A 23638-nucleotide genomic window follows, 5' to 3' on the forward strand; every position below is an offset into this window, starting at 1 on the left:
GGCGCCACCCGCTCCCCCGCCGCCGGGCCCCGGCTCCGGCTCGCCGTCCCAGCGCGCCTCGGCGAGCCTGAGGCGGGGCAGATGTCCCTCGGCACCGCGCGCCGCGGCCCGCAGCGGGGTGCCCTCGTCCCGGTAGTGGGCCAGCGCCCGCTGCTCGTGGCCGGGGAGCAGGACGCCGTCCGCCCGCACCACGCGCCACCACGGCACCGCCCCGCCGTAGAGCGCCATGACCCGGCCGACCTGGCGCGGGCCGCCCTCGCCCAGCCACTCGGCGACATCGCCGTAGGTCATCACCCGGCCCGGCGGAATCAGTTCGGCGACCCCGAGCACCCGCTCCGCGTACTCCGGCAGGGCTTCCGCGGCCGGTGGTTCCTCACTCTGCGGACTCATCCGGCCCATCTTGCCGCACCCCGCCGACAGGGCTCCGGAGCCCGCCGCGGGCCCGCCCGCCGGCGGCGTACGCCCTGGTCACTTTGGGTCACGAAGCGCCTACGCAACGGTTACAGTCCGTGCGATCGCGATTCCATGTTCTGCTCCACGCCTCCGAAAAACACCCTGATGCCCTCCTCACCAGCCCAGCCATGCCACCATCTTCCGGGCGGTGACTGGTGATACGAGATCAAGAAGAGACGGACGAACAGCAGGGTGTGCAGCCTCCGGACGAGGCCCACGCCCCGGGCGTGCTGCCCCGCTCCGGTGAACCGCACACCGCGAAGCCCCCGCAGACACCCCCCGATCCCGCCACACCCGAGAGCGCGGACCCGCCGCACGGCGGGGGGCGCCTCCCCGCGCCCGGAGAGGGCCCGCGGCCACCGGAGACGCACCTCTCGGCGCCGGAGGACTCCTCCGGCCCGGCGGACGGACCCCCGACCCGGCCGCACGAGCCCGACCCCGGGCACGACCGGGACGGCGACCGCTCCCGACCGGAGGGGCGAGACTCCAACAGCCCCGACAATCCCGACAACCCTGACAACCCCGAAGACGCCGACGAGCCCGACGACCACCGGACCGGCACCCGAGACAGCGATCCCGGCACCCGAGACGGCGATCCTGAGGACCAGGACGCCGACCCGCGCCCCGACCACGACCGCCCGAGCGGCGAGGCCGAGCACCCGCGGCACGGGAGCGGCCGGGACGGCGGCGCGGGCGACGGCCGAGGCCGGCACGGTGACGGCGGCGGCCGGGGCGGGGACTTCGACGGTCCGGAGCCGGGGGCCGGCCGGGTCTTCGGTGACGAGCCGCTGCTACCCGCCCGCGTCCACCGCCCCCTGGACCTGCTCCGTCTGCTGCTGGGCCTGCTCGGCATCGCCACCGTGCTGGCCATCGCCGCGTTCGCGCACGGCACCACCGCGGGCCTGGAGAAGGACATCGGCGAGGGCACCTCCCAGGCGCCCCCGCTGCTGATCGACCTCACCGGGCTGACGGCCAGTGTCGCGGTGCTGATCCTGCCGGTCGCCTTCGCCGTGGAGCGGCTGGTCAAACGGGACGGGCTGCGGATCGCCGACGGCGTGCTGGCCGCGGTGCTGGCCTACGGCGTGTCGCTCACCACCGACCTGTGGGTGTCCCGGGGCGCCCCGGAATCGATCCGGGACGCGCTGACCCAGCAGTCGCCCGGCGGCACCTTCAGCGATCCCGTGCACGGCTACCTCGCCCCGGTGATCGCCTATATGACGGCGGTCGGGATGGCCCGCCGGCCGCGCTGGCGGGTGGCCATGTGGTGCGTCCTGCTGCTGGACGCCTTCGCCGTGCTGGTCGGCCGGTACACCACGCCCTTCGCGATCGTGATCACGGTGCTGATCGGCTGGACGGTCGCCTTCGGCACGCTGTACGCGGTGGGCTCGCCGAACGTACGGCCCACCGGGCAGAACCTCCTCGCCGGCCTGCGCCGGGTGGGCTTCAGCCCGGTCAGCGCGCGGCGCATCGAGGACGCCCTCCCGGAGCGCGCCACCGCCCAGGACGGCGCCGAGGGCGGCCGGGCCGCGCCCGGGGGATCCGTCTCCGACCGGGGCCGCCGCTATCTGGTGACCCTGGAGGACGGCCCGCCGCTCGATGTCACCGTGGTCGACCGCGAGCAGCAGGCGCAGGGCTTCTTCTACCGGCTGTGGCAGCGGCTGGCCCTGCGCAGCATCCTCCAGCCGCGCAGCATGCAGTCGCTGCGCCAGGCACTGGAGCAGGAGGCGCTGCTGGCGTACGCGGCCATCTCCGCCGGGGCCCACGCGCCCAAGCTGATCGCCACCTCCGAGCTGGGCCCGGACGCGGTGATGCTGGTGTACGAGCACAGCGGGGGCCGCTCGCTGAACTCGCTGCCGGACGAGATGCTCACCGACGACCTGCTGGCCGGGGCCTGGCGCCAGGTCCGGGCCCTCCAGTCGCGCCGGATCGCGCACCGCCGGCTGGACGGGGACGCGCTGCTGGTGGACCCGGACGGCCAGGTGATGCTCACCGATCTGCGGGACGGCGAGATCGCGGCCGGCGATCTGGTGCTGCGGATGGACATCGCCCAGCTGCTCACCACGCTGGCGCTGCGGGTCGGCCCGGAGCGTTCGGTGGCCGCGGCGGTCGGGGTGCTCGGCCCGGACGCCGTCGCCGACAGCCTGCCGCTGCTCCAGCCGCTGGCGCTCAACCGCGGCACCCGCGCGACCCTGCGGCAGCTGGCCCGGGAGCGGGCGCAGCGGCAGCGCGAGGCGGTGCTGGAGGCCTCGCAGGCCCACAAGAAGGCCCGGGAGGCGGCCAAGGCGGCAGACGAGGAGGCCAGGCGGGCCCGGGCCTCCGCGTCGGCGGCCGGCGCCGGCTCGCACCTGGCGGGGTCGGAGCAGCCGGCCGACCGCAAGGCACTCAAGGCCCAGAAGCAGGCCGCGAAGGCGGAGCGGCAGGCCGAGAAGCGGGCGATCGAGGAGGCGCTGGAGGGGGCCAGGGAGGAGGATCTGCTCTCCCAGATCCGGCAGCAGGTGCTGCGGATGCGCCCGCAGGCGCCGATAGTGCCGGTGCGGCTGGAGCGCATCAAGCCGCGCACCCTGGTCACCTTCTGCGCGGGCGCCTTCGCCGCCTACTTCCTGCTGACCCAGTTCACCCACATCCAGCTGGGCCGGGTGATCGGCGACGCCGACTACCTGTGGGTGGCGATCGCGCTGGTCTTCTCCGCGCTGACCTATGTGGCCGCGGCGATAAGCCTGCTCGGCTTCGTGCCGGAGAAGGTGCCGTTCGGCCGGACCGTGCTGGCGCAGGTGGCCGCCTCGTTCGCCAAGCTGGTGGCCCCGGCCGCGGTCGGCGGTGTGGCGCTGAACACCCGCTTCCTGCAACGCGCCGGGGTGCGCCCCGGTCTGGCGGTGGCCAGTGTCGGCGCCTCCCAGCTGTTCGGACTGGCCAGCCATGTGCTGCTGCTGCTGACCTTCGGCTACATCACCGGGACCGAGCGCACCCCGACGCTCTCGCCGTCCCGCACGGTGATCGCCGGACTGCTGACGGCGGCGGTGCTGGTGCTGATCGTGACCGCCATCCCGGTGCTGCGGAAGTTCGTCTCCACCCGGGTCCGGTCGCTGTTCGCGGGCGTGGTGCCGCGCATGCTGGACGTCCTCCAGCGCCCGCAGAAGCTGCTCGCCGGCATCGGCGGGATGCTGCTGCTGACCGCGACCTTCGTGATGTGCCTGGACGCCTCCATCCGGGCGTTCGGCGGCGACCTCAGCTACGCCAGCATCGCGGTGGTCTTCCTCGCCGGGAACGCCCTGGGGTCGGCGGCGCCCACCCCGGGCGGGGTCGGCGCGGTGGAGGCGGCGCTGATCACCGGTCTGACCTTCGCGGGGCTGCCGTACGAGATCGCCACCCCGGCGGTGTTCCTGTTCCGGTTCATGACCTTCTGGCTGCCGGTGCTGCCCGGCTGGCTGTCCTTCACCCACCTCACCCGCAAGCAGGCGCTGTAGGGGGTGCCCGCCCGGTAGGCACTCCGCCGGCCACCGCGGGGAGGCGCACCCGGCTCGTACGGGACACCCTCGACGCCCTCTGCCAGGGCCGGTGGCGGCGCCCCTTCCGTCACAGCCGCGTCTCAAGTCCCCCGGTTCCGCACGGGCCGGGGGCGTTTTTCCACGGTGCGGCAACAGCCGGATCCGGGGAGGTCCGGGGCGGTTAGGATCACCGGCTATGTCACGTTCCATACGAACCACGCGGACCAGGTCCCTGGTCGCCGCGAGCCTGGTGATCGCCCTCGGCGCCCTCACCGGCTGCGGTGGCGGCGGAGGCGGCAAGGACAAGAACACTGCGTCGCCGTCCGCCCCCTCGGGCTCCGCCTCGTCCGCCGGCGGGCTGCCCGGCTCCCTGACGGGACAGCAGTTGCGCTGGCACAGCTGCTCGGCGCCCACTCCGGCGCAGGGCGGCGGCGACGCGCCGGGCGACGCGTGGGAGTGCGCCACCCTCAAGGCGCCGCTGGACTACGCCAAGCCGGGCGGCGACACCATCGACCTCGCCCTGATACGGACCAAGGCCAAGGACTCCAAGAAGCGGATCGGCTCGCTGATCTTCAACTTCGGCGGCCCGGGCGGGTCCGGGATACCCACCCTGCCCGGCTTCGCCGAGGACTACGCCAACCTCAACTCCCGCTACGACCTGGTCAGCTTCGACCCGCGCGGGGTGGGCGAGAGCGAGGGCGTGCGGTGCCTGGACGACAAGGACCTCGACGCCTACTTCGCGGTGGACGGCTCCCCGGACGACGCCGCCGAGGAGAAGACCGCCGAGGAGAACAACAAGAAGTACAACGACGCCTGCCGACAGAACTCCGGCAGGGTGCTCCCCTATGTGGACACCGTCAGCGCCGCGCGTGACATGGACCTGATGCGTGAGGTCCTCGGCGACAAGAAGCTGTACTACTTCGGCATCTCGTACGGCACCGAGCTGGGCGGCGTCTACGCGCACCTGTTCCCGAAGAACGTGGGCCGCTCGGTCCTGGACGCGGTGGTCGACCCGACCGAGGACCCGGTGAAGGGCGCCATCGGCCAGGCCAAGGGCTTCCAGCTGGCGCTGGACAACTACATGGAGGACTGCGCCAAGAAGGGCCCGCTGTGCCCCACCGGCAAGGGCGGCGCCGAGGGCAACGCGAAGATCACCGCGATGCTCGAGCAGCTCGACCGGCAGCCGCTGTCCGTCGGCGGGCGCAAGCTGACCCAGGACCTGGCACTCACCGGCATCGCCGCGGCGCTGTACGAGAAGGACGCCTGGAACATCCTGACCCTCGGGCTGAACGAGACCATGCGGCTGCACAAGGGCAACACCCTGATGATGCTCGCCGACAGCTACAACAGCCGCGACCAGCAGGGCCGATACGGCAACATCCTGGCCGCCAACAAGGCGGTCAACTGCGCGGACGACAAGCAGCGCTACACCGTCGCGGACGCGAAGGCCCAGTTGCCCGCCCTCCGCGCGGCCTCCCCGGTCTTCGGCGAGTTCATGGCCTGGGGCCTGACCGCCTGCACCGGCTGGCCGGTCGCCGGCAAGACCGACCACCCGGAGGTCAGCGCCCCGGGCGCGGCGCCGATCGTGGTGGTCGGCAACACCGGCGACCCGGCCACCCCCTACGAGGGCGCCCGGAAGATGGCCGAGGGGCTGGGCAAGGGCGTGGGCGTCGAGGTGACGCTGCACGGCCAGGGCCACGGCGGCTACAACAGCGGCAACGCCTGCCTGACCCGGACCGTGGACGCCTATCTGCTGGACGGCAAGGTCCCGGCCGCGGGCACCAGCTGCTCCTGACGGCGGGCCTCCGCCGGGAGGCGAGCCGCACCGCACACGACAGTGCCCCCGACGCCGAACGGTGTCGGGGGCACCCGTGTGTCGGGACTCAGTAGACCGGCAAGTCCGGCAATGTGCCGCGTGACCTGCCCGTTTCCCTACCCATCACTCCACCCGATCCGTCGCGGGCCGTCATCCGTGTCCGGGCCGCCCTCGAAGGCGCGGTCCACCGCCTCACGGCGCGACCTGGACGGGCGTGTGAAAAAAGACCCCCTGACGGCCCGGCCGGCGCACACCAGGCCGCGAAAGCACCTGGGTGGCCTGCCCCCCGTCAACCGACACGGGTGATCGGAGGGCAGTGCCATCGTGCGTCGATGACCTCCGGCCTTGGGAGGTACATGCGCAGCGCCACGTACCAGATGCCCTGCTGCGGCGTGGGCAGCCAGTTGGAGTCCCGGCCCGGCCCCGGTGAGTCCGGTTGCAGGTAGAGGGTCAAGCCCCCGTCGGCGTCTCTGACCAGCCCCTGGGTGCGGTCCCCGATGGAGTACCGGCCGATCGGGTTCGGAATCAGGTTCCGGTCCTCGTCGTATGCGGTCAGCGACCAGAACGCGTCGACCGGAGGCAGCGTCCCCGCCTCGTAGCGGAGCTCGTAACAGCCGGTGGTCAGTGTTTCGTCGGCGCTGTCGGTGAAGGCCGCCAGGTAGACGGCTTCCTCGGGATCGTTGATGGCGACGCCCACTAGGGACTGCTCCGCGGCCCGCCTGAGGAAGTCGTCCCCGAAGTGCCCGATCTGTGGGGGAGGGTACCGCCAGCCGTTGATGAGCTCGCCCCATTGGCCACTGAGCAGCTGTTGTTCGAGCATGGGCACGGCGGTGGCGGCGGCCCGGATCAGGCCCTCCTTCACCGGCTCCGGTTGTGCCTCGACGTCCATCCCCGGGCCGATGCCGATCTCCGCGAACTGCCGGAGCAGGACATCGTGGTGCTTCGGCAGAGGGTTCTCGGCCAGCACCGCGTTGAGCGTCTTCCACGGCCCGAGCGGATCCTGGGCGGGATCGGCCGGTACCGGTACGTCTCGGCGTTCCGGGAGTGTGACGCCCTCCTTGCCGAACAGGTGGAGCGGCGTCAACCGGTACTGCTGCTGCAGCGCGTGGACGGTCGGGAGGTCGTCCACGCCCTCCACGAGGGTCCGCCCGACCACCAGGACCCACGGGGTGGGGGCGGTCGCCGTGCGGCGCACCCCCTGCGGGAGGTCGCCGGTCCAGTCCGGGCCGATGAGGGCGAAGTCACCGGCCTCCGATCCCGTCGCCCGCATGCCCACGTAGTCGTAGTTGTCGGAGGTGAAGGCGACCAGTTCGAAGGTGAAGTAGCGGTCGCCCATGTCCGGGTGCGAGAGAATGAGGGGCTCCTCGCGCAGGTCCACCCACGCCCAGGAGTACAGCGTGTCGTTGTTAGGGGACACACCCTCCCGGTCCGAGGCGTCCCAGAGCCTGCTCGCATGCCAGAAGTGGTTGACAGGCGCGTAGGGGGTCGTTTCCGTCTCGGGCTTCTGGGTCACCCAGCGGTGGCGGAGGACGGCGTTGTAGATGTAGGGGAAGCCGTAGACGAAGGCCTGTTGCCCCAGTGTGTACGCGTACTCGCGGCGCCAGTCGTCCATCCGGCCGGTCAGCGTCGGCTTCACCGAGTGCCATGCCACAGGCAGGGCCCGCGTCATCTTCCTGGCGCGGTCGATGGTCTCCCCCGGGTGGCGCACGGCAGCCGCGGTGACCTTTCCGGTGGCCGCCGCCGCCTGACCGATACCGGTTGCCGCCTCGGCGAGATCGTGCCGCAGGCGTTGTATGGGACGGGTGCCAGTAGCTGAGGATTCCATTGCCGCACTCCTCTCATGGGGCTGGACAGCACGGCTTGTGGCCACCACGCGAGCTGAGGAAGCCAGAACCTTCGACGACGCGTCCCGGCTTTCCCAGTGCACACCGAAGGGCGGCGTTCTGCGCCATGCTCCATGGGTTAACCGGGCCGAGGGCTCCAAGGCACCTACTCCTTCGAGTAGATCACCGCGTCCGCAACCCGGCAACCGGCCCGGCAGGTCATGACGGACGGTCCCCCTGGCCTCCCGTTCGAGGGCGGCGATGAGCAGGGTCGTCTCGGCCTCACCGCCCGCCACTCAGCGCGTTCACGGCCTCCGTCACGGTGGTGTGGAGGCGTTCCGGGCTGAGGGTCGCGTGCAGCGGGTGCCGGGACAGCGAGCGCGTGGGGCGGGCCCGGACCCGGGCCAGATGCAGCTCGACTCCCTGATGGTCGAGATCCGCGGCGAGGTCCGCCAAGGTATCCAGGACGGGAAGGCCGAGCCGGTAGCTCGCCGTCAGGTCCACCACCACGGCGCGGGGCAGGGCGTCGGACGCGGCCACCAGTTCCTTCACGGCCGAGCGGACGCGATCGACGTTGCCGAAGAAGAGCGCGCCGTCCGGCCGGGCCACGAGGATTCCCGGTGCGGCCACGGCTCGTGGGTGCTCCTGCAGGTCACCCCACATGCTGGTGTCGGGCAGCAGGCCCAGGACCGCAACGCGCGGAATGCTGGAATAGGCGATGAACAGCAGCAGTGACATCAGTACCGCGAGCAGCAGCCCAGGCAGCAGGTCGAACACCAGAACGCCGATCAGGGCGGTCAGGGCGATCCAGAGGCTGGGCCGGTCGTGCGTGGCGTAGCGGCGCAATTCCCCGACGCGCAGGAAGCCCTTCACGGCGACGATCACAATCGCCCCCAGCACCGCTTCGGGAAGCGGGGTGAACAACGAGGTCAGGAAAGCCCCGGTAAGCAGTACCAGTACTGCTGCGACCAGGGAGACCATCGGGCTGCGGCCGCCCGCGCCCTCGGCCGCCGCGCTGCGCGACGCGCTGCCGGACACCGCGAAGCCGCGGAAGAAGCCGACCGCGAGGTTAGCCGCGCCCACCGCGACCATCTCGCGGTCGGCCTCCACCTCGTCGCCGTGGAGGCGGGCGAAGCGGCCGGCAATGCTGTAGGACTCGGCGAAGGCGACCAGCGCCACCCCGAGAGAGCCACCGGCGAGTTCGGCCCAGTCGGCGGACGGGATACCGGGCAGATGGGGGACCGGCACGGCCGCGGGGATTTTGCCCACCGTCTCCACCCCATGAGCATGCAGGTGCAGGGCCTGGGAGAGGAGCAGTCCAACGGCCAGCACGACCAACGAGGCCGGTAGGCGCGGCAGGAGGCGCTCGAGCAGCAGCAGCGAGACCACCGCGGACACGCCGACGGTGATCGTGGTCCACGACCAGTTACTCGCCTGAGTCAGCAGCTTCGCCAGGCGCTGGAAGAAGTCGCCCTCCCCGCTGGAGACACCGAGGATCTTCCCCGCCTGCCGCACCATGATCGTCAACGCCATGCCGAAGAGGAAACCCACCAGGGCGGGCTCCGCCAGAAAGTTGGTCAAGAACCCCAGCCGAGCCGTGCCGGCTGCCACCAGTACCCCGCCGACGATCAACGCCAGCGCCGCCGACAGCCCGACGGCGGCGCCCGGATCACCACTGACACCGTTGACGGTGGACGCCGAGAGCACGGCCGCGGCTGACGTCGCCCCCACGATCAGAAACCGCGAACTCCCCAGCAACGCGTAGGCCACGAGAGCGATCGGCGCGGCGTAGAAGGCGTTCTGCGGAGGTACTCCGGCGATCTCCGCATACGCCACCGCCTCCGGCACGATCAACGTCCACACCGTCAAGCCGGCGAGTACGTCACCGCGCAGCGACTCCCGCCGGTAGCCGGGCACCCAGTCGGCCACCAGCCGCCGGGCGGAACGCTCAGCAGCCATCAGGGACCGCTCCCAGAACTGCACGGCACTCGGGCCGCGCGACGAAGGGCGGGAAAGGGACGCCGACCGGTCAGCGGACGCGGTTGATCGGCGGACACTGCCGGCACGCGTCCACGGCTGCGGGGCGCGGCGGGTACATGCACGGCGCGACGAACCAGACGCCCTGCTGTGGTGTGGGCAACCAGTTGTTCTCCCAGTCGGGTCCTGGTGAGTGGGACCGCAGATGGAGGGTCATGCTGCCGTCCGACTCGGTGACCAGCCCGCGGGCGCGGTCTCCGTTGGAGCAACGGTTGATCAGGTTGGGGATCTCCATGCGAGGCGGGCCTTCTTCGAGTAGATCACCGCGGCCACAGCCCGGCAACAGCACATCATCGCGGCCGGGTCCGCTCGCGTCGCCCGGCTTCCACGCGGGCCGTGCGGTCTCTCCGTCTCCTCGCCCGTCCTGCCGCGGCTCTGCGCCTCACCCAGTGCCTTCCGAGCGCCGGACCCGGGTCTGATGCCCCGCAGGCGCCCGTGCCAGACGCGTACCGGACCGTCCGGGGAACCACGGGGGGAACGGCGGACACAGAAGCCCACGGCATCTGAACTGGTCAGAGCCGTGGGCTTCCTCGGTCTTGCTGGTCAGCCGGACCGGTGATCAGTAGACCGGCTTCTCCGGCTCGATCTGGTTGACCCAGCCGATCACGCCGCCGCCCACATGGACCGCGTCGGCGAAGCCGGCGGACTTCAGCACGGCCAGCACTTCCGCGGATCGGACACCCGTCTTGCAATGCAGGACGATCTTCTTGTCCTGCGGCAGGTCCTGGAGGGCGTTGCCCATCAGGAACTCGTTCTTCGGGATCAGCCGGGCGCCGGGGATGGAGACGATCTCGTACTCGTTCGGCTCGCGGACGTCGATGATGTCGATCTTCTCGCCGTCGTCGATCCACTCCTTGAGCTGCTTGGGCGTGATGGTGGAACCGGCGGCGGCCTCCTGGGCCTCCTCGGACACCACGCCGCAGAACGCCTCGTAGTCGATCAGCTCGGTGACGGTCGGGTTGGGGCCGCAGACCGCGCAGTCGGGGTCCTTGCGGACCTTGACCTGGCGGTAGCTCATCTCCAGGGCGTCGTAGATCATCAGGCGGCCGACCAGCGGCTCACCGGTGCCGGTGAGCACCTTGATGGCCTCGGTGACCTGGATGGAGCCGATGGAGGCGCAGAGCACGCCGAGCACGCCGCCCTCGGCGCAGGACGGCACCATGCCCGGCGGCGGGGGCTCCGGGTAGAGGCAGCGGTAGCAGGGGCCGTGCTCGCTCCAGAACACGGACGCCTGCCCGTCGAAGCGGTAGATGGAGCCCCACACGTACGGCTTGTTCAGCAGCACGCAGGCGTCGTTGACCAGGTAGCGGGTGGCGAAGTTGTCCGTGCCGTCCACGATCAGGTCGTACTGGGAGAAGATCTCCATGACGTTGTCGGCTTCGAGGCGGCCCTCGTGCAGCACGACGTTCACATAGGGGTTGATGCCCAGCACGGAGTCGCGCGCGGACTCCGCCTTGGAGCGACCGATGTCCGCCTGGCTGTGGATGATCTGGCGCTGCAGGTTCGACTCGTCGACCTCGTCGAACTCCACGATGCCCAGGGTGCCCACACCGGCCGCGGCCAGGTACATCAGGGCGGGCGAGCCCAGGCCGCCGGCGCCCACGCAGAGCACCTTGGCGTTCTTCAACCGCTTCTGCCCGTCCATCCCGACGTCCGGGATGATCAGGTGGCGGGAGTACCTGCGGACCTCGTCGACGGTGAGCTCGGCAGCCGGCTCGACCAGGGGTGGCAGCGACACGGGAACTCCGTAGGAAGAGGGAGCATGGGTTGTTTCTTTCCGTAACACTGCCACGCCCCATCTCATTCCGAGACACCCGGTCCGCTCCGCGAGACGAATGCGTCCCAGCACCCGGGCAGCGTGGTCCGGCGGCCGTCCGCCGCCGGAAACCGCGTGGTCAGATGCGGCAGGCGGCCTCCATCCAGATGTCCGCCAAGGACTCCTCCAGGGCGATCCGCGGGCGCCAGCCGAGCCGGTCTCGGGCGGTCCGCACGTCCGCCTGCTGCCAGGCGCCGCAGCCGTCCGGGTACGGGTACGCGGCGGGGGTCGCCGGGGCGTGCCCGGAGTGCTCGGCCCCAGGGTTCGGCTGACCGGGCAGCGACGGCTGCCGGGACCCGGGGATGTCCACCTCGTGCAGCGAACCGCCGAAACCGGCCACCCGGGCCAGCACGGCCGCCGCGTCGCGCAGCCGCACGGCACGCCCGGTGCCGATGTTCACCACCCCCTGGGCGGCGGACAGCGAGGCCGCGTGCACCGCCCGCGCCACGTCCCGGACGTCCACGAAGTCGCGCTGCACCCCCAGACCGCTCAGCCGCAGCTCGTTGTCCCCGGCCTGCATGGCGCGCCGCATGGCCTCGGCGAGCCGGCCCAGCGGGGAGCCCGCCGGGGTGCCGGGCCCGGCGGGCGAGAACACCCGCAGCACGATGGCGTCCAGGCCGGAGCCGAGCACCAGCTCGGTGGCGGCCAGTTTGCTCACCCCGTAGGGACCGCCGGGGCGCGGCATCGCGTCCTCCGCGGTCGAGGAGCCCTGCTGCGAGGGCCCGTACTCCGAGGCGCAGCCCAGTTGCACCAGCCGGGCCGCGCAGCCGCTACGGCGCATCGCCTCGCACACCGTGGCCACCGCCACCGTGTTGTGCCGGGTCAGCTCGCGGGCGCCGCCCCGGGTCGCCCCGGCGCAGTTGATCACCACCCCGGGGTGTACGGCGTCCAGGAACCGGGTGAGCGCACCGGGGCTCCCGGTGGCCAGATCGAAGCGGACGTCGGCGTCATCACCGCGGCCGAGCGCGGTGAGCTGGACCGAGGGGTCGGCCAGCAGGTGATCGGCGACATAGCGGCCGAGATATCCGCTGGAACCGAGCAGCAGGACCCTCATCGGTCACCCTCCCGCGGCTGAGCGGACGCCTGTGGCGCTCCGGAGGGGTGGTCGGTCATCTTCGTTGCTCCTCATCGGGTCACGGTGAGAACGGGGACTGAACGAAACGGGACAGAAGGCGGCGGCCCGGTTCGCCGGGCGCCGTGCGGCGCTGCGCGGCCCGCCGGTCGGTCGTACGGGGGTCCGGCGGCGCCGGGTTGCGGGCCGGGGACCGCGCGCGGGCCGTGCGGGGCGGCGGCCCGGGGCGTGGCCGGCGTGTCATCCGGGCGGCGGCGCCTCGGGTCCGGGGCCGTCCGCGGTGCCCTGCTCCCCGCTACCCGGACCACCCCCGCGGTCGGCCGGCACCCGGCCGCTGCCCGCGGAGTACCGGGGGCGGACGGCGGTGTCCCGGGGACGGGCGTACGACGCCTCGGCCCACGGTGCCGGGTGCGCCCGCCGGTACGAGGTCTCGATCGGCGGGGCCGCGGCCCGGCCCCTGTTGGGTGCGGCGGTGGGGTCGGGCGACCCCGGTCCCACCGGGGTCGCCCGCGGGTCGACCGCCTGCCGACGGAGAGAGCGGTGCCGACGCCGCGGCGCCACCACCGGAACGGGCCCGCGCACCGCCGGCCCGAGCCGCCCGGTCCGGGATAACCGGGGCAGCGGCTCGCCGGGGCCCGCCGCACGGTCCCGGACCGAGGGCACCGCGAGGCCCGGACCGGGGACCGGTGCCGGCGGGGAGACCAGGCCGACCGGACCGGCCGAGGGAGCCGGGAGCGGGGCGCGGCGAGGTGCGGCGAGCGAGGTCATCTGGGACCCTCCGCGAACCCGGAGCGGTCAGGCGCCGACCGGTCGAGCGGCGAGCCGTCGGGTGCCGGCCGGGCGGGCGGAGAACCATCGGGTGCCGATCGGGTGGGCGGGGGGCTGCCGGCCGGAGAACCATCGGGTGCCGGTAGGCGGGACGCGGCGCGGTGGGGTGCCGGGCGGGCGGCGAGGGTGGTGGTGAAACGGTCCGCCTGACCGCAGGACCCGCACCCGGGGTGGGACTCACCGACGGCCGGGGCCGGTGCGCCGAGGAAGACGGCGTAGACGGCCCCGTCCCGCGCCCCGCGGGGCGGATGCGGCTCCGGGAGCGGGGGGCGCGGACACCCGGCCGACCCGCACGCCCGGCGCAAGCCCGGCGCCCGGCCCCCGGGGGCACCCGGGGCGTACGGACGCCCGCCCTTCGCCAGCAACCCCATACGCATGCGCGCACCCCCGATCCCTCTGTCGGCACCACCGCGCCGGTAGCGGAAGCACGTTATGCGCGGGGAGTGGTGGTGCGACGGACGGTTGTCCGTCGCACCACCAGAAGGGGTGAAAGCACGTGACTTTCCCGGCTTGGATGCGTTAAAGGGCTCCGCTGGTACGGGCGGAACCCCACGTCAAACGGCGGCCTCCGTTCGCTCCCGCGGCGGCGGGCGCGGAGCGGTTCGGCACCGGAGGCATCCGGGCCTCGCGGCGGAGCGGATCTCCGTGGGTGGCCCCTATCCTCCGGTGGTGCCTCCCGCGCCGGGTGCCCCCGGAACGCTCGTCCCCTTGGGGAACGGCCAGGGGTTGGGCCGGCAGGTCACGCCGTCCGTGGTGAGGAACTTGGTCTGCTGCATCATCACCGGGGCCAGCGCCCCCTGCTGCGAGCAGATGGCGTGGTTGCTCCCGAGGCGGTGGCCGACCTCATGGTTGATCAGCATCTGCCGATAGGCGTGCATCCGGTCCTGGCCGAAGGTCTTCGCACCCTGTGCCCAGCGGTAGGCGTTGATCATCACGCGCGGGGTCGCCGCGGAGTCGCAGGACACGTTGTCCACGGTGGTGTCCAGACCCGACTTGGCGCACCAGGCGGCGGTGGTCCCCGGGCTGGCCAGGGTGATCACGAAGTTGGGGCGCCCGGTGGATATCCGCTCGAAGGTGTGCCGGCCGCCGTGGGCCCAACTGCGGTCGTCGTTGAGGGTCTTGTGGACGGCCTCCGCGAACAGGTCGCCGTCCAGCGGCAGGCCCTTCTCCACGTCCACCCGGTAGCGCAGCAACTCGCCTCGGCCGGGCGCCGCGTCGTGCCCGCCGATCGTGCGGAAGGTGCCGGATCCCTGGAGCTTCGGATCCAGCGGGTAGGGGGTCGCCATCTGGACGCTGTAGGTCGGCTTGGCGGCCCGGCCGGGGTGCTGCGGGGTGGCCCGCACATCGCCCCGGGCGGGGGCCCGGTCGGCCCGGTCCGCCTCGCCGCCGTGCGGTCGGGATCCGGCCCGGTCGTCCTTGACGCCTTCGGTGACCTGTCCGGCCACCACCACGGCCAGCACGGTGGTCACCGCGGCGGCGGCCACCCCGGTGAACGTCCGGCCCTTGACCGCCACCCCGCGCGTGGGGCGCGCGGCCTCGGCGGGCGCGGGCACCAGAGCCGGTGCCTCCACGCCGGAGGCGGCATCGAACGGCTCTGCGGGGGCGACCGGGTCCACCGGTTCCGCGGTGCGGGGCCGGCGCAGCCGGGCGTCCAGCGCGTCGAACGCCTCCACGTACTCCTGGCGCGGTCCCCGGGCCCGGGAGGCGGCACCGGCACCGGCATCGGAGGACCGCGGCGCCGGTGGCACCGCGCCCTCGGCCCCGCCCAGTGCGCCCCATCCGCCGCCCGGTTCGCGCTGCTCGGGGTGGCCGCCGCGGACCGCCTCGGCCCGACCGCCCGCACCGGAGGCGCCGCGCGCCGATCCGCCGTCGAGCCGCAGTTCACCGGTGTCGTACCGGCTGTCGTAGTGCCCCAGCCGCAGCTCACCGGTGTCGTACGCGTCGGGGACCGGCCCGATCCCGGCGGAGCCGAGGGAGAACTCCCCGGTGTCGTACGGACCGAGGGGGCGCCGTCCGTCGAGGGGGCCGACGGGGTACTCCCCGGTGTCGTACGGCAGGTAGCCGGGGGCCGGTTCGGATGACCGGTAGCCGGGGGCCGAGGCTGGTGCGGCCTGCTCGGGCGGCCGGTAGCCGGAGGCCGGCGCGGCCGGTTCGGGTGACCGGTAGCCAGGGGGTGGCTCGGGCGGCCGGTAGCCGGAGGTCGGTGCGGGTGCCGCCGGTTCGGACGGTCGATAGCCGGCGGCCTGCTCAGGCGGCCGGTAGCCGGGGGCCGGCGCTGGTGCGGCAGGTTCGGATGGTCGGCGGTGCCCGGCGGCCGGTGCGGGAGCCGCCGGGGTCGAGGGCCGGGCCGCGCTCTCGGCGGCCTTGTCCCGGTTGCCCCGGGCGCTGTGTTTACCCACGCGCCACACTGCTCCCCTCGCCCGGATCGCCGGGTCTGCCGCTGGTCTCGTCAAGAAGGTCGGCGAAGGCCCGGGCCACCGTATCCGGGTACTCCATCATCGCCACGTGCCCGGCGTCGACCAGGCTGAGCAGCCGGGAATCCCGGAAGGTCCTGCCGGCGCGCAGCGCCATCCGGTGCCCGACCAGCGCGTCCCGCATCCCGTAGACCAGCAGGGTCGGCGCCAGCACCCGCTCGGCCTGCCGCCACAGCGAGTGCTGGCCGCCCAGGGTGTAGGAGTCGACGATGCCGCGCGCCGAGCGGGCCATGGCGTCCCAGAAGTACGGCAGATCCGCGCGCCGCTCCTGCTCGGCGACCGTGGCGGCGAGCACCTCCGGGCTGACCCGGGCCGGGTCGCCGTAGGTGAGGGCCAGCACCTGCCGGGTGCGGTACTCGATGGTCCAGTCCCGGGTCATCCGGACGAAGAGCCGGGCCACGCCGGGCACCGCCAGCAGCCCGGTGGGCAGGGCGGTGCGCTGCGGCGGCAGTTCGGGGAGCGCGGGCGAGATCAGGGTGAGGGTGCGCACCAGATCGGGCCGGACCGCCGCGACCCGGGTGACGATCGCGCCGCCCATGGAGTTGCCCAGCAGATGGACCGGCCCCCGGTCCGAGGCGTCCAGGTAGCGGATGATCGCGCGGGCGTGCCCGGTGATCGAGTAGTCGCCGTCGTCCGGTGGCGGGGAGTCCCCGAAGCCGGGCAGGTCCAGGGCCTCGCCGTCGACCCGGTCGGCGACCTCGGCCATCAGCGCGGACCAGTTCAGCGAGGAGCCGCCGAGCCCGTGCACGAAGAGGGCCGGCGGCAGGCCCCCCTGAGCCGGCGGTCTGGACCGCACAGTGAGGCTGAGCCCGGGCAGGCTCGCGGTGCGCACCGTCTCCCCCGCTCCGACGTGCACGGACCGCGCGGGCGGCACCACGGGCACGGTGCGGGCATCCGGCGACTCGGTCGAAGACATGCGGCAATGTTACGAGACGATCACGCACGCGATTGTGTGTTCGCCGTCACAGACCGCATAGCGTGCGGAACTCGCTTCTCCTAGGCTCGTAACAAAGGGGTGTTCCACCGGGCATCCCCCGAGCCGTCGGACCCCCCGACCCATGGAAGGGCGGAGCCACATGACCGCCGAACCCCACCGCACCGTGGCCTTCACGGACCCCGACGCCTTCACGGACCCGACGGAGGTGCTGGACGAGATGGACGAACTCGACGAGACGGACGAGCTGGACACCGCGGAGACCGCCGAGACCGGCACCGAGACGCCGGAGGGCGACCGCGTCGAGCAGCGCAGCGAGCTCAACCCGCGTCAGGGCGAGCCACCGACCGGTGCCGACCTGGCCTCCGCCACCGAGTTCGACCGCCTCGAACAGGCGCGTGTGATCGAACTCAATGAAGACGAGTACCGATGACCTGCACCTTTTGTCGACTTTCTACAGCGTCGGATCCATGAAATTCTCCGCACGAACCGCCCACGGCGCTGTTACCCAAAAGTACGATGGCGTGCGCGGTGAGCACCGTGCACAGAACAAGCCATGGGAGGCGGCGTGACAGCCATCGAGCAGACCGAGGCGCGCCCGCGAGGCACGCGCCTGCCGCGCCGAGCCCGACGCAACCAGCTCCTGGGCGCCGCCCAGGAGGTCTTTGTCGCCCAGGGGTACCACGCGGCGGCGATGGACGACATCGCCGAGCGGGCGGGCGTCAGCAAACCCGTCCTCTACCAGCACTTCCCCGGGAAGCTTGAGCTGTACCTGGCCCTGCTGGACCAGCACTGCGAGGCCCTGCTGCACGCGGTCCGCACCGCTCTCGCCTCGACGACGGAGAACAAGCAGCGGGTCGCGGCGACCATGGACGCCTACTTCGCCTACGTCGAGGACGAGGGTGGCGCGTTCCGACTGGTCTTCGAGTCGGACCTGACCAACGAGCCCGCGGTGCGTGAGCGCGTGGACCGCGTCTCGCTGCAGTGCGCGGAGGCGATCAGCGAGGTCATCGCGGAGGACACCGGCCTGTCCAAGGACGAGTCGATGCTGCTCGCGGTGGGCCTCGGCGGTCTCTCCCAGATCGTCGCCCGCTACTGGCTCTCCAGTGGCAGCGGTGTCCCCCGGGACACCGCTGTGCAGCTGCTGACCTCTCTGGCCTGGCGCGGCATCGCCGGCTTCCCGCTGCACGGCGTCGAGAACCACTGACCCGGCACCCGGGGCCCGGCACGCTCCGGTGCACCGTGTTCGCTGCGGGCGTGCGGGCAACCGGCTCGGCCGGTGCCCGTACCGGGCTAATGTGTGCTGCGTACAGCGCGGCTGGCCGCGCACCCAAAAACTGACCGTCGGAGGGACATAGCCGTGGAGGTCAAGATCGGCGTGCAGCACGCGCCCCGCGAGATCACCTTGGAGAGCGGGCAGCCTGCCGAGGAGGTCGAGCGTCTGGTGGCCGAGGCGCTCGCGGGCACGTCGCAGCTGCTGAGCCTGGTGGACGACCATGGCCGCAAGGTCCTGGTCCCGGCGGACCGCCTCGCCTACGTCGAGATCGGCGAGCCGACCGCGCGCAAGGTGGGCTTCAGCGCGCTCTGAGCACCACTCGCCCAGGTGCGGCGGCGGGGGCCCGGTGGACGGGCCCCCGCCGCCGTTCGCGTTTCGGCGCCTGCCCGGTACCCGCGGCCGGGACGGCGCCCCGCGCACCTCGCGCGGGCTCGCGCGGCGCCCCCAGGGGCTCGTGGAGCGGTGGCCCGGCAGGGTTGCCCCGGCCGCGCGGAGGGTAGGACGGCCACGACCGGACGCACCGGCGCCCGGGGCCGCTGAGGAGGGACGCGCCATGGTCTTGGCTTGGGAAGCGCTCGGCTCGGCCGTGATCGGGTTCGTCCTCGCCTATGCGGCGATGCGGCGGCTGCCCCGGCGGCTCCCCGCCCGTCCCCTGGTCCTCTCCACCGGCCCGGCCGCCGCCCTGCTGGGCACGCTGCTGACGCACGCGGTGCTGGGCCCCGGCCACACCGCGGCCACCCTGGTCGGCGCGATCGGCTTCACGGTGGCGATCCTGTCGCTGCTGATCCGCCCGGAGAGCGGCCTGCGCCGCTCAGTCCCCGCCTGAGGCGAGTGTCTGACACCTGCCTCGGTCACCGTTCGAGGCCGTGCCTGGCGCCCGGCCCGCTCACCGCCTGAGGCTGGTGCCTGGCGCCCCATCTCGGTCACCGTTCGAGGTGCCTGGCGCCCACCTCGGCCACCGCCTGAGGCAGTCGGTCACCACCCGGGCGGGCATCGGACACTGCGCACCGGCGCCGCCTCCCCCGTCCGGCCGTGGCGGCCGGACCGGGGACAGGCGGCTCGGCCGGGGCCTCAGGCGGCCAGGCCCAGGGCGGCCATCCGCTTGGTGTGCGCCTCGGTGATCCGGGAGAACATCCGGCCGACCTCGGCCAGATCGAAGCCGTGGGCGATCCCGCCCACCAGCATCGTGGAGAGCGCGTCCCGGTCGGCGACCACCCGCTGGGCCTGGGAGAGCGCCTCCCCCATCAGCCGGCGCGCCCACAGCGCCAGCCGACCGCCGACCCGCGGCTCGGCCTCGATGGCGGCCCGCACCTTCTCCACCGCGAAGCTCGCGTGGCCGGTGTCGTCCAGCACCCGAAGGACCAGCGCCCGGGTGTCGGCGTCCAGCCGGACCGCCACCTCGCGGTAGAAGTCACTGGCGATCGAGTCGCCGACGTACGCCTTGACCAGGCCCTCCAGCCAGTCGGAGGGAGCGGTCTGGCGGTGGAACTCGTCCAGCGCGGCGGCGAACGGCTGCATCGCCTGGGTCGGGTCCTCGCCGATGGCCGCCAGCCGGTCCCGCAGCTGCTCGAAGTGGTGGAACTCGGCGGACGCCATCTTCGCCAGCTCCGCCTTGTCATCCAGCGTGGGGGCCAGCTTGGCGTCCTCCGCGAGTCGCTCGAACGCGGCCAGCTCGCCGTAGGCCAGGGCGCCGAGGAGGTCCACCACGGCGGCCCGGTACTGCGGATCGGCGGATGCCTGCGCCCAGTCCTGCGCGGCGATGCCGGTGGCCTCGTCGGCGGGCTGCTCGGCCTCGGCGGTGTGCTCGGCGGCGGTCTCCTCGGGCGTCTCGGCGGACGGTGTCTTGGGCGTGTCGGGCGTCTCCATGGAGCGCACAATAGTCCGCTCCCCGCCCCGGGGAAGGTCCTGGTCAGACTCGCTCCCGTCGGTTTTCCGTCCAGCTGCCCGGTCACACCTGCGCGCATCCGGGGTACAGTGGTAATGCACCCGTCGAGTATCGGCGGGTTGTTCCACGAATGCGGATGCCCGGTCGGTGGCCCGATCGGCTCCAAACCGACCGCCCTCCGAGCGGCGCGTATGCAGACGTACGCACAGCAGGAGGGACCCGCTCGCGGCATGAGCGCTAGAGCGAAGGCAGTGGTCCCGCGTCGTCCGGCCTCCCCATGGCCGGCGCACACTTCGGCGCGGTACGCGACCCCCTCCGCCGCCTCGTGCCGCGTCTCACAGAAGAGGCAAGCATCCTGTCCACTTTCCGAGAGCTGGGAATTCTCCCCGAGACCGCCGAGGCCCTGGAGGCCGTCGGCATCACTTCCCCCTTTCCCATCCAGGAGATGACGCTCCCGGTCGCCCTCGCCGGCACCGATGTCATCGGCCAGGCCAAGACCGGCACCGGCAAGACGCTGGGCTTCGGCCTCCCGCTGCTGGAGCGCGTCATCGTCCCCGCCGACGTCGAGGCGGGCCGGGCCAAGCCCGAGCAGCTGACCGACACCCCGCAGGCGCTCGTGGTCGTCCCCACCCGCGAGCTGTGCCAGCAGGTGACCAACGACCTGCTCACCGCGGGCAAGGTACGTAACGTCCGGGTGCTGTCCATCTACGGCGGCCGCGCCTACGAGCCGCAGGTCGAGGCCCTGAAGAAGGGCGTCGACGTGGTCGTCGGCACCCCGGGCCGACTGCTCGACCTGGCCGGCCAGAAGAAGCTCAACCTGTCCGCCGTCAAGGCGCTCGTCCTGGACGAGGCCGACGAGATGCTGGACCTGGGCTTCCTGCCGGATGTCGAGAAGATCATCCAGCTGCTGCCCGCCACCCGTCAGACCATGCTGTTCTCGGCCACCATGCCGGGCCAGGTCATCTCGCTGGCGCGCCGCTACATGTCGCAGCCCACCCACATCCGCGCCACCGCGCCGGACGACGAGGGCGCGACCGTGGCGAACATCACCCAGCATGTCTTCCGGGCCCACTCGATGGACAAGCCGGAGGTCGTCGCCCGGGTGCTGCAGGCCGAGGGCCGCGGACTGGCGATGATCTTCTGCCGCACCAAGCGGACCGCCGCCGACATCGCCGACCAGCTCTCCCGCCGCGGCTTCGCCTCCGGCGCGGTCCACGGCGACCTCGGCCAGGGCGCCCGCGAGCAGGCGCTGCGCGCCTTCCGCAACGGCAAGGTGGACGTCCTGGTCTGCACCGACGTCGCCGCGCGCGGCATCGACGTCGAGGGTGTGACCCACGTCATCAACTACCAGTCGCCCGAGGACGAGAAGACCTATCTGCACCGCATCGGCCGCACCGGCCGCGCGGGCGCGTCGGGTACCGCCATCACGCTGGTCGACTGGGACGACATCCCGCGTTGGCAGCTGATCAACAAGGCGCTGGACCTGTCGTTCCACGAGCCGGTGGAGACCTACTCCACCAGCCCGCACCTGTTCGAGCTGCTGAACATCCCGCAGGGCACCACCGGCGTGCTGCCGCGCTCCGAGCGCACCCGCGCCGGGCTGGCGGCCGAGGAGATCGAGGACCTCGGCGAGACCGGCGGCCGCGGACAGCGCGGAAGCCGGGGCGGTCGCGGTGGACGTGACGCGCGTGACGGGGCCGAGGAGCGCCCGCAGCGCACCCGCACCCCGCGCCAGCGCCGCCGCACCCGCGGCGGAATGGCCCTGGACGGCGCGGCGACGGCTCCGGCCGCCGACACCGCCGCCGCCGAGGCGCCCGCGGACGCGCCGGCCGAGCCGCGTACCCCGCGCCGCCGTCGCCGCACCCGCGGCGGGGCCGCCGGGACCCGGGTCGCCGAGCAGGCGGTCCAGACCGTCGAGGCCACCGAGACGGTGCCCGCGGTCGCCACCGCCGACCCCGTCGAGGCTGTCGAGGCTGTCGAGGTGACCGAGGCGCCGGCCAAGCCGCGTCGCCGCCGCACCCGCGCCGCCAAGCCGGCCGCGGAAGCGGTGCTGGACACCGTCGAGTCCGCTGAGACCGCCGCGGCGGCCAAGGCGCCTGAGGGTGCCGAGGTGGCTGAGGCGACCGAGGTTGCCGAGGCTCCGGCCAAGCCGCGCCGCCGCACCCGTACCACCAAGGCCGCGGCCTCCGCCGCCGAGGCCGCCGTGGACACCGCCGAGGGCGCGGAGGTGGCCGAGGCTCCGGTTGCCAAGCCGCGCCGCCGCACCACCAAGGCCGCGGCACCTGCCGCCGAAGCCGCCGTGGACACCGCCGAGGGCGCCGAGGCGGCCGAGGCACCGGCCAAGCCGCGCCGCCGCCGCACCACCAAGGCAACGGCATCCGCCACCGAGGCCGCCGAAGCCGCGGTCGACACCGCCGAGGGCGCCGAGGCGACCGAGGCACCGGCCAAGCCGCGCCGCCGCCGCACCACCAAGGCAACGGCATCCGCCACCGAGGCCGCCGAAGCCGCGGTGGACACCGCCGAGGGCGCCGAGGCGGCCGAGGCACCGGCTACCAAGCCGCGCCGCCGCACCACCAAGGCCGCCGCCGCGAAGTCGGCTGACGCGGCCCAGGGTGCGGAGGCCGGTGCGGAGGAGGCCAAGCCCGTCCGCCGCCGCCGCACCACCAAGGCAGCCGCCACTGCCCCGGCATCCACTCCGGAGGCCTGAGCCGCGTAGGAAAGGGCCCTACCCGCACCCGCGGGTAGGGCCCTTGCGCGTCCTCGGCGCGGCTACAGCTCCACCAGCGTCCGCAAGTCGATCTCCACGGGGTAGGGCATGTCGGTCTTCAGCGTCCCCACGTGGGTCGGTCGATCCGGGCTGGGCGCGTAGACGCCCGCCTCCGGGTGCAACCAGAACTCGTGCACCTCGGGAAGGTCGTCCTGGCCCCGCTCCACACGCCAGAAATAGGGGATCCCGGCCTCGGCGTACACACCGGGCTTGCGGAAGCGGTCATCGCTGCGGGAACCGTGCGAGACGACCTCCACCGCGAGGATGGCCTTGGCCACCGGTACGCACTCCAGGGTGAAGGCGTCGAGGTCCCGCTTGTCGAAGACGAGCACGTCCGGCTTGGGCGTGTTGCACTCGTCGACCATCATGCAGCGCTCCGCCTCGGCCCGATAGGGCGGTACCACCGCGTTCCACAACGCGACGAAGATGCCGTTACGCACCATGTCGTGCCACTGATTGGTCATACCTCGCACCACGATGGCACCGTCCACCAGTTCAAACTCGTACGGCAGGTCCAGCTTCTTGGCCTGCTCATAGGTCCAGCCCTCGACTGGCGGTTCCCCCCAGCCAAGCCGTTCGGCAGTCATGGCTACTCCCATACGCTGGATTCTGGGCCGGATTCCCGGCGCGGTGTCCGATAACGACGGTACTGCCATCCAGACGAGTGGTTTGGCCGCCACTCCCTTGGCCTGGGCCGTATGGCGAGGGCGGCGCGGTTCGCCGTTAGCCTCGCACCATGAGTACGCCGCCGACCCTCACCCTCCCGTCCTGCGCCACCGCGTCCCGGCTGGTGACCGCGCGCGGGGAGTTCGCCATGCATGACGCCCGCCCCGCGGCGGGGCCGGTGCGCGGCACCGCGCTGCTGGTGCCGGGGTTCACCGGCAGCAAGGAGGACTTCATCGCGCTGTTGGAACCCCTGGCCACCGCGGGCTTCCGGGTGGTGGCGGTGGATGGGCGGGGGCAGTACGAGAC

The 23638-nt window shown here is 72.9% G+C and carries 17 protein-coding genes and 1 pseudogene; 8 read left to right on the forward strand and 10 right to left on the reverse strand.

The annotated features are described in order from the left end of the window. Window positions 1–399, reverse strand: a 399-nt coding sequence (locus E4099_RS10225) for an MGMT family protein (RefSeq protein ID WP_135338662.1), incomplete at its 3' end; no start/stop codon positions are given. A gap of 842 nt (window positions 400–1241) precedes the next feature. Here E4099_RS10225 and E4099_RS10230 point away from each other — a divergent pair. Next, a complete protein-coding gene (locus E4099_RS10230) occupies window positions 1242–3917 on the forward strand; it encodes a lysylphosphatidylglycerol synthase transmembrane domain-containing protein (RefSeq protein WP_135338675.1) in 2676 nt (891 codons plus the stop codon). Window positions 3918–4134: 217 nt separating this feature from the next. Then, window positions 4135–5733: an alpha/beta hydrolase gene (locus tag E4099_RS10235; protein ID WP_135338663.1), complete on the forward strand. Its 1599-nt coding sequence runs from the start codon at window positions 4135–4137 to the stop codon at window positions 5731–5733. Between the two features lie 310 nt (window positions 5734–6043). Here the strand turns inward: E4099_RS10235 and E4099_RS10240 are convergent, their stop codons facing one another. The 7 genes from E4099_RS10240 to E4099_RS10270 form a co-directional block, all read right to left on the reverse strand. Then, window positions 6044–7579 (reverse strand): DUF1254 domain-containing protein, encoded by a 1536-nt coding sequence (locus tag E4099_RS10240; RefSeq protein ID WP_135338664.1) that lies wholly within the window; start codon window positions 7577–7579, stop codon window positions 6044–6046. 280 nt (window positions 7580–7859) lie between these two features. After that, window positions 7860–9506, reverse strand: coding sequence for a SulP family inorganic anion transporter (locus E4099_RS10245; protein WP_167828336.1), 1647 nt, complete (start codon window positions 9504–9506; stop codon window positions 7860–7862). A 100-nt stretch (window positions 9507–9606) separates the two neighbouring features. Continuing rightward, window positions 9607–9849: a DUF1214 domain-containing protein gene (locus tag E4099_RS10250; protein ID WP_135338666.1), complete on the reverse strand. Its 243-nt coding sequence runs from the start codon at window positions 9847–9849 to the stop codon at window positions 9607–9609. 324 nt (window positions 9850–10173) lie between these two features. Further along, window positions 10174–11352 (reverse strand): adenylyltransferase/sulfurtransferase MoeZ, encoded by a 1179-nt coding sequence (gene moeZ / locus E4099_RS10255; protein ID WP_135338667.1) that lies wholly within the window; start codon window positions 11350–11352, stop codon window positions 10174–10176. Between the two features lie 157 nt (window positions 11353–11509). After that, the gene (locus tag E4099_RS10260) at window positions 11510–12484 is read right to left on the reverse strand and encodes an NAD-dependent epimerase/dehydratase family protein (RefSeq protein WP_135338668.1); all 975 of its coding nucleotides are present in this window, start codon (window positions 12482–12484) and stop codon (window positions 11510–11512) included. Between the two features lie 1502 nt (window positions 12485–13986). Then, window positions 13987–15729, reverse strand: coding sequence for a DUF3152 domain-containing protein (locus tag E4099_RS10265; RefSeq protein WP_342451916.1), 1743 nt, complete (start codon window positions 15727–15729; stop codon window positions 13987–13989). Continuing rightward, window positions 15722–16720, reverse strand: a complete 999-nt coding sequence (locus E4099_RS10270) for an alpha/beta fold hydrolase (RefSeq protein ID WP_135338669.1) — start codon at window positions 16718–16720, stop codon at window positions 15722–15724. The genes E4099_RS10265 and E4099_RS10270 overlap by 8 nt, the downstream gene beginning before the upstream one ends. A 160-nt stretch (window positions 16721–16880) precedes the next feature. Here E4099_RS10270 and E4099_RS10275 point away from each other — a divergent pair, with 160 nt between their 5' ends. The 4 genes from E4099_RS10275 (at window position 16881) to E4099_RS10290 (ending at window position 18840) form a co-directional block, all read left to right on the forward strand. Further along, entirely contained in the window at window positions 16881–17171 is a 291-nt protein-coding gene (locus tag E4099_RS10275; protein WP_135338670.1) for a hypothetical protein, read from the forward strand. A gap of 135 nt (window positions 17172–17306) precedes the next feature. After that, window positions 17307–17945: a TetR/AcrR family transcriptional regulator gene (locus E4099_RS10280; RefSeq protein ID WP_135338671.1), complete on the forward strand. Its 639-nt coding sequence runs from the start codon at window positions 17307–17309 to the stop codon at window positions 17943–17945. Window positions 17946–18098: 153 nt separating this feature from the next. Continuing rightward, window positions 18099–18326, forward strand: coding sequence for a DUF3107 domain-containing protein (locus E4099_RS10285; protein WP_135338672.1), 228 nt, complete (start codon window positions 18099–18101; stop codon window positions 18324–18326). Between the two features lie 241 nt (window positions 18327–18567). After that, entirely contained in the window at window positions 18568–18840 is a 273-nt protein-coding gene (locus tag E4099_RS10290; protein ID WP_209446576.1) for a hypothetical protein, read from the forward strand. 245 nt (window positions 18841–19085) lie between these two features. Here the strand turns inward: E4099_RS10290 and E4099_RS10295 are convergent, their stop codons facing one another. Then, on the reverse strand, window positions 19086–19889 hold the full coding sequence (locus E4099_RS10295) for a ferritin-like fold-containing protein (RefSeq protein WP_245244737.1): 804 nt from the start codon (window positions 19887–19889) through the stop codon (window positions 19086–19088). A 287-nt stretch (window positions 19890–20176) separates the two neighbouring features. Here E4099_RS10295 and E4099_RS10300 point away from each other — a divergent pair, with 287 nt between their 5' ends. After that, window positions 20177–22606 carry a DEAD/DEAH box helicase gene (locus E4099_RS10300; RefSeq protein ID WP_135338673.1) on the forward strand — a complete coding sequence of 810 codons (2430 nt, stop codon included), beginning with the start codon at window positions 20177–20179 and terminating at the stop codon, window positions 22604–22606. Window positions 22607–22668: 62 nt separating this feature from the next. Here the strand turns inward: E4099_RS10300 and E4099_RS10305 are convergent, their stop codons facing one another. Then, a complete protein-coding gene (locus tag E4099_RS10305; protein ID WP_167828337.1) occupies window positions 22669–23253 on the reverse strand; it encodes a Uma2 family endonuclease in 585 nt (194 codons plus the stop codon). Between the two features lie 149 nt (window positions 23254–23402). Between E4099_RS10305 and E4099_RS10310 the strand changes: the two are divergent. Next, window positions 23403–23638: pseudogene (locus E4099_RS10310) on the forward strand (alpha/beta hydrolase); the annotation flags it as partial.

The sequence above is a fragment of the Streptomyces palmae genome (assembly GCF_004684805.1).
Classification (GTDB): Bacteria; Actinomycetota; Actinomycetes; order Streptomycetales; family Streptomycetaceae; genus Streptomyces; species Streptomyces palmae.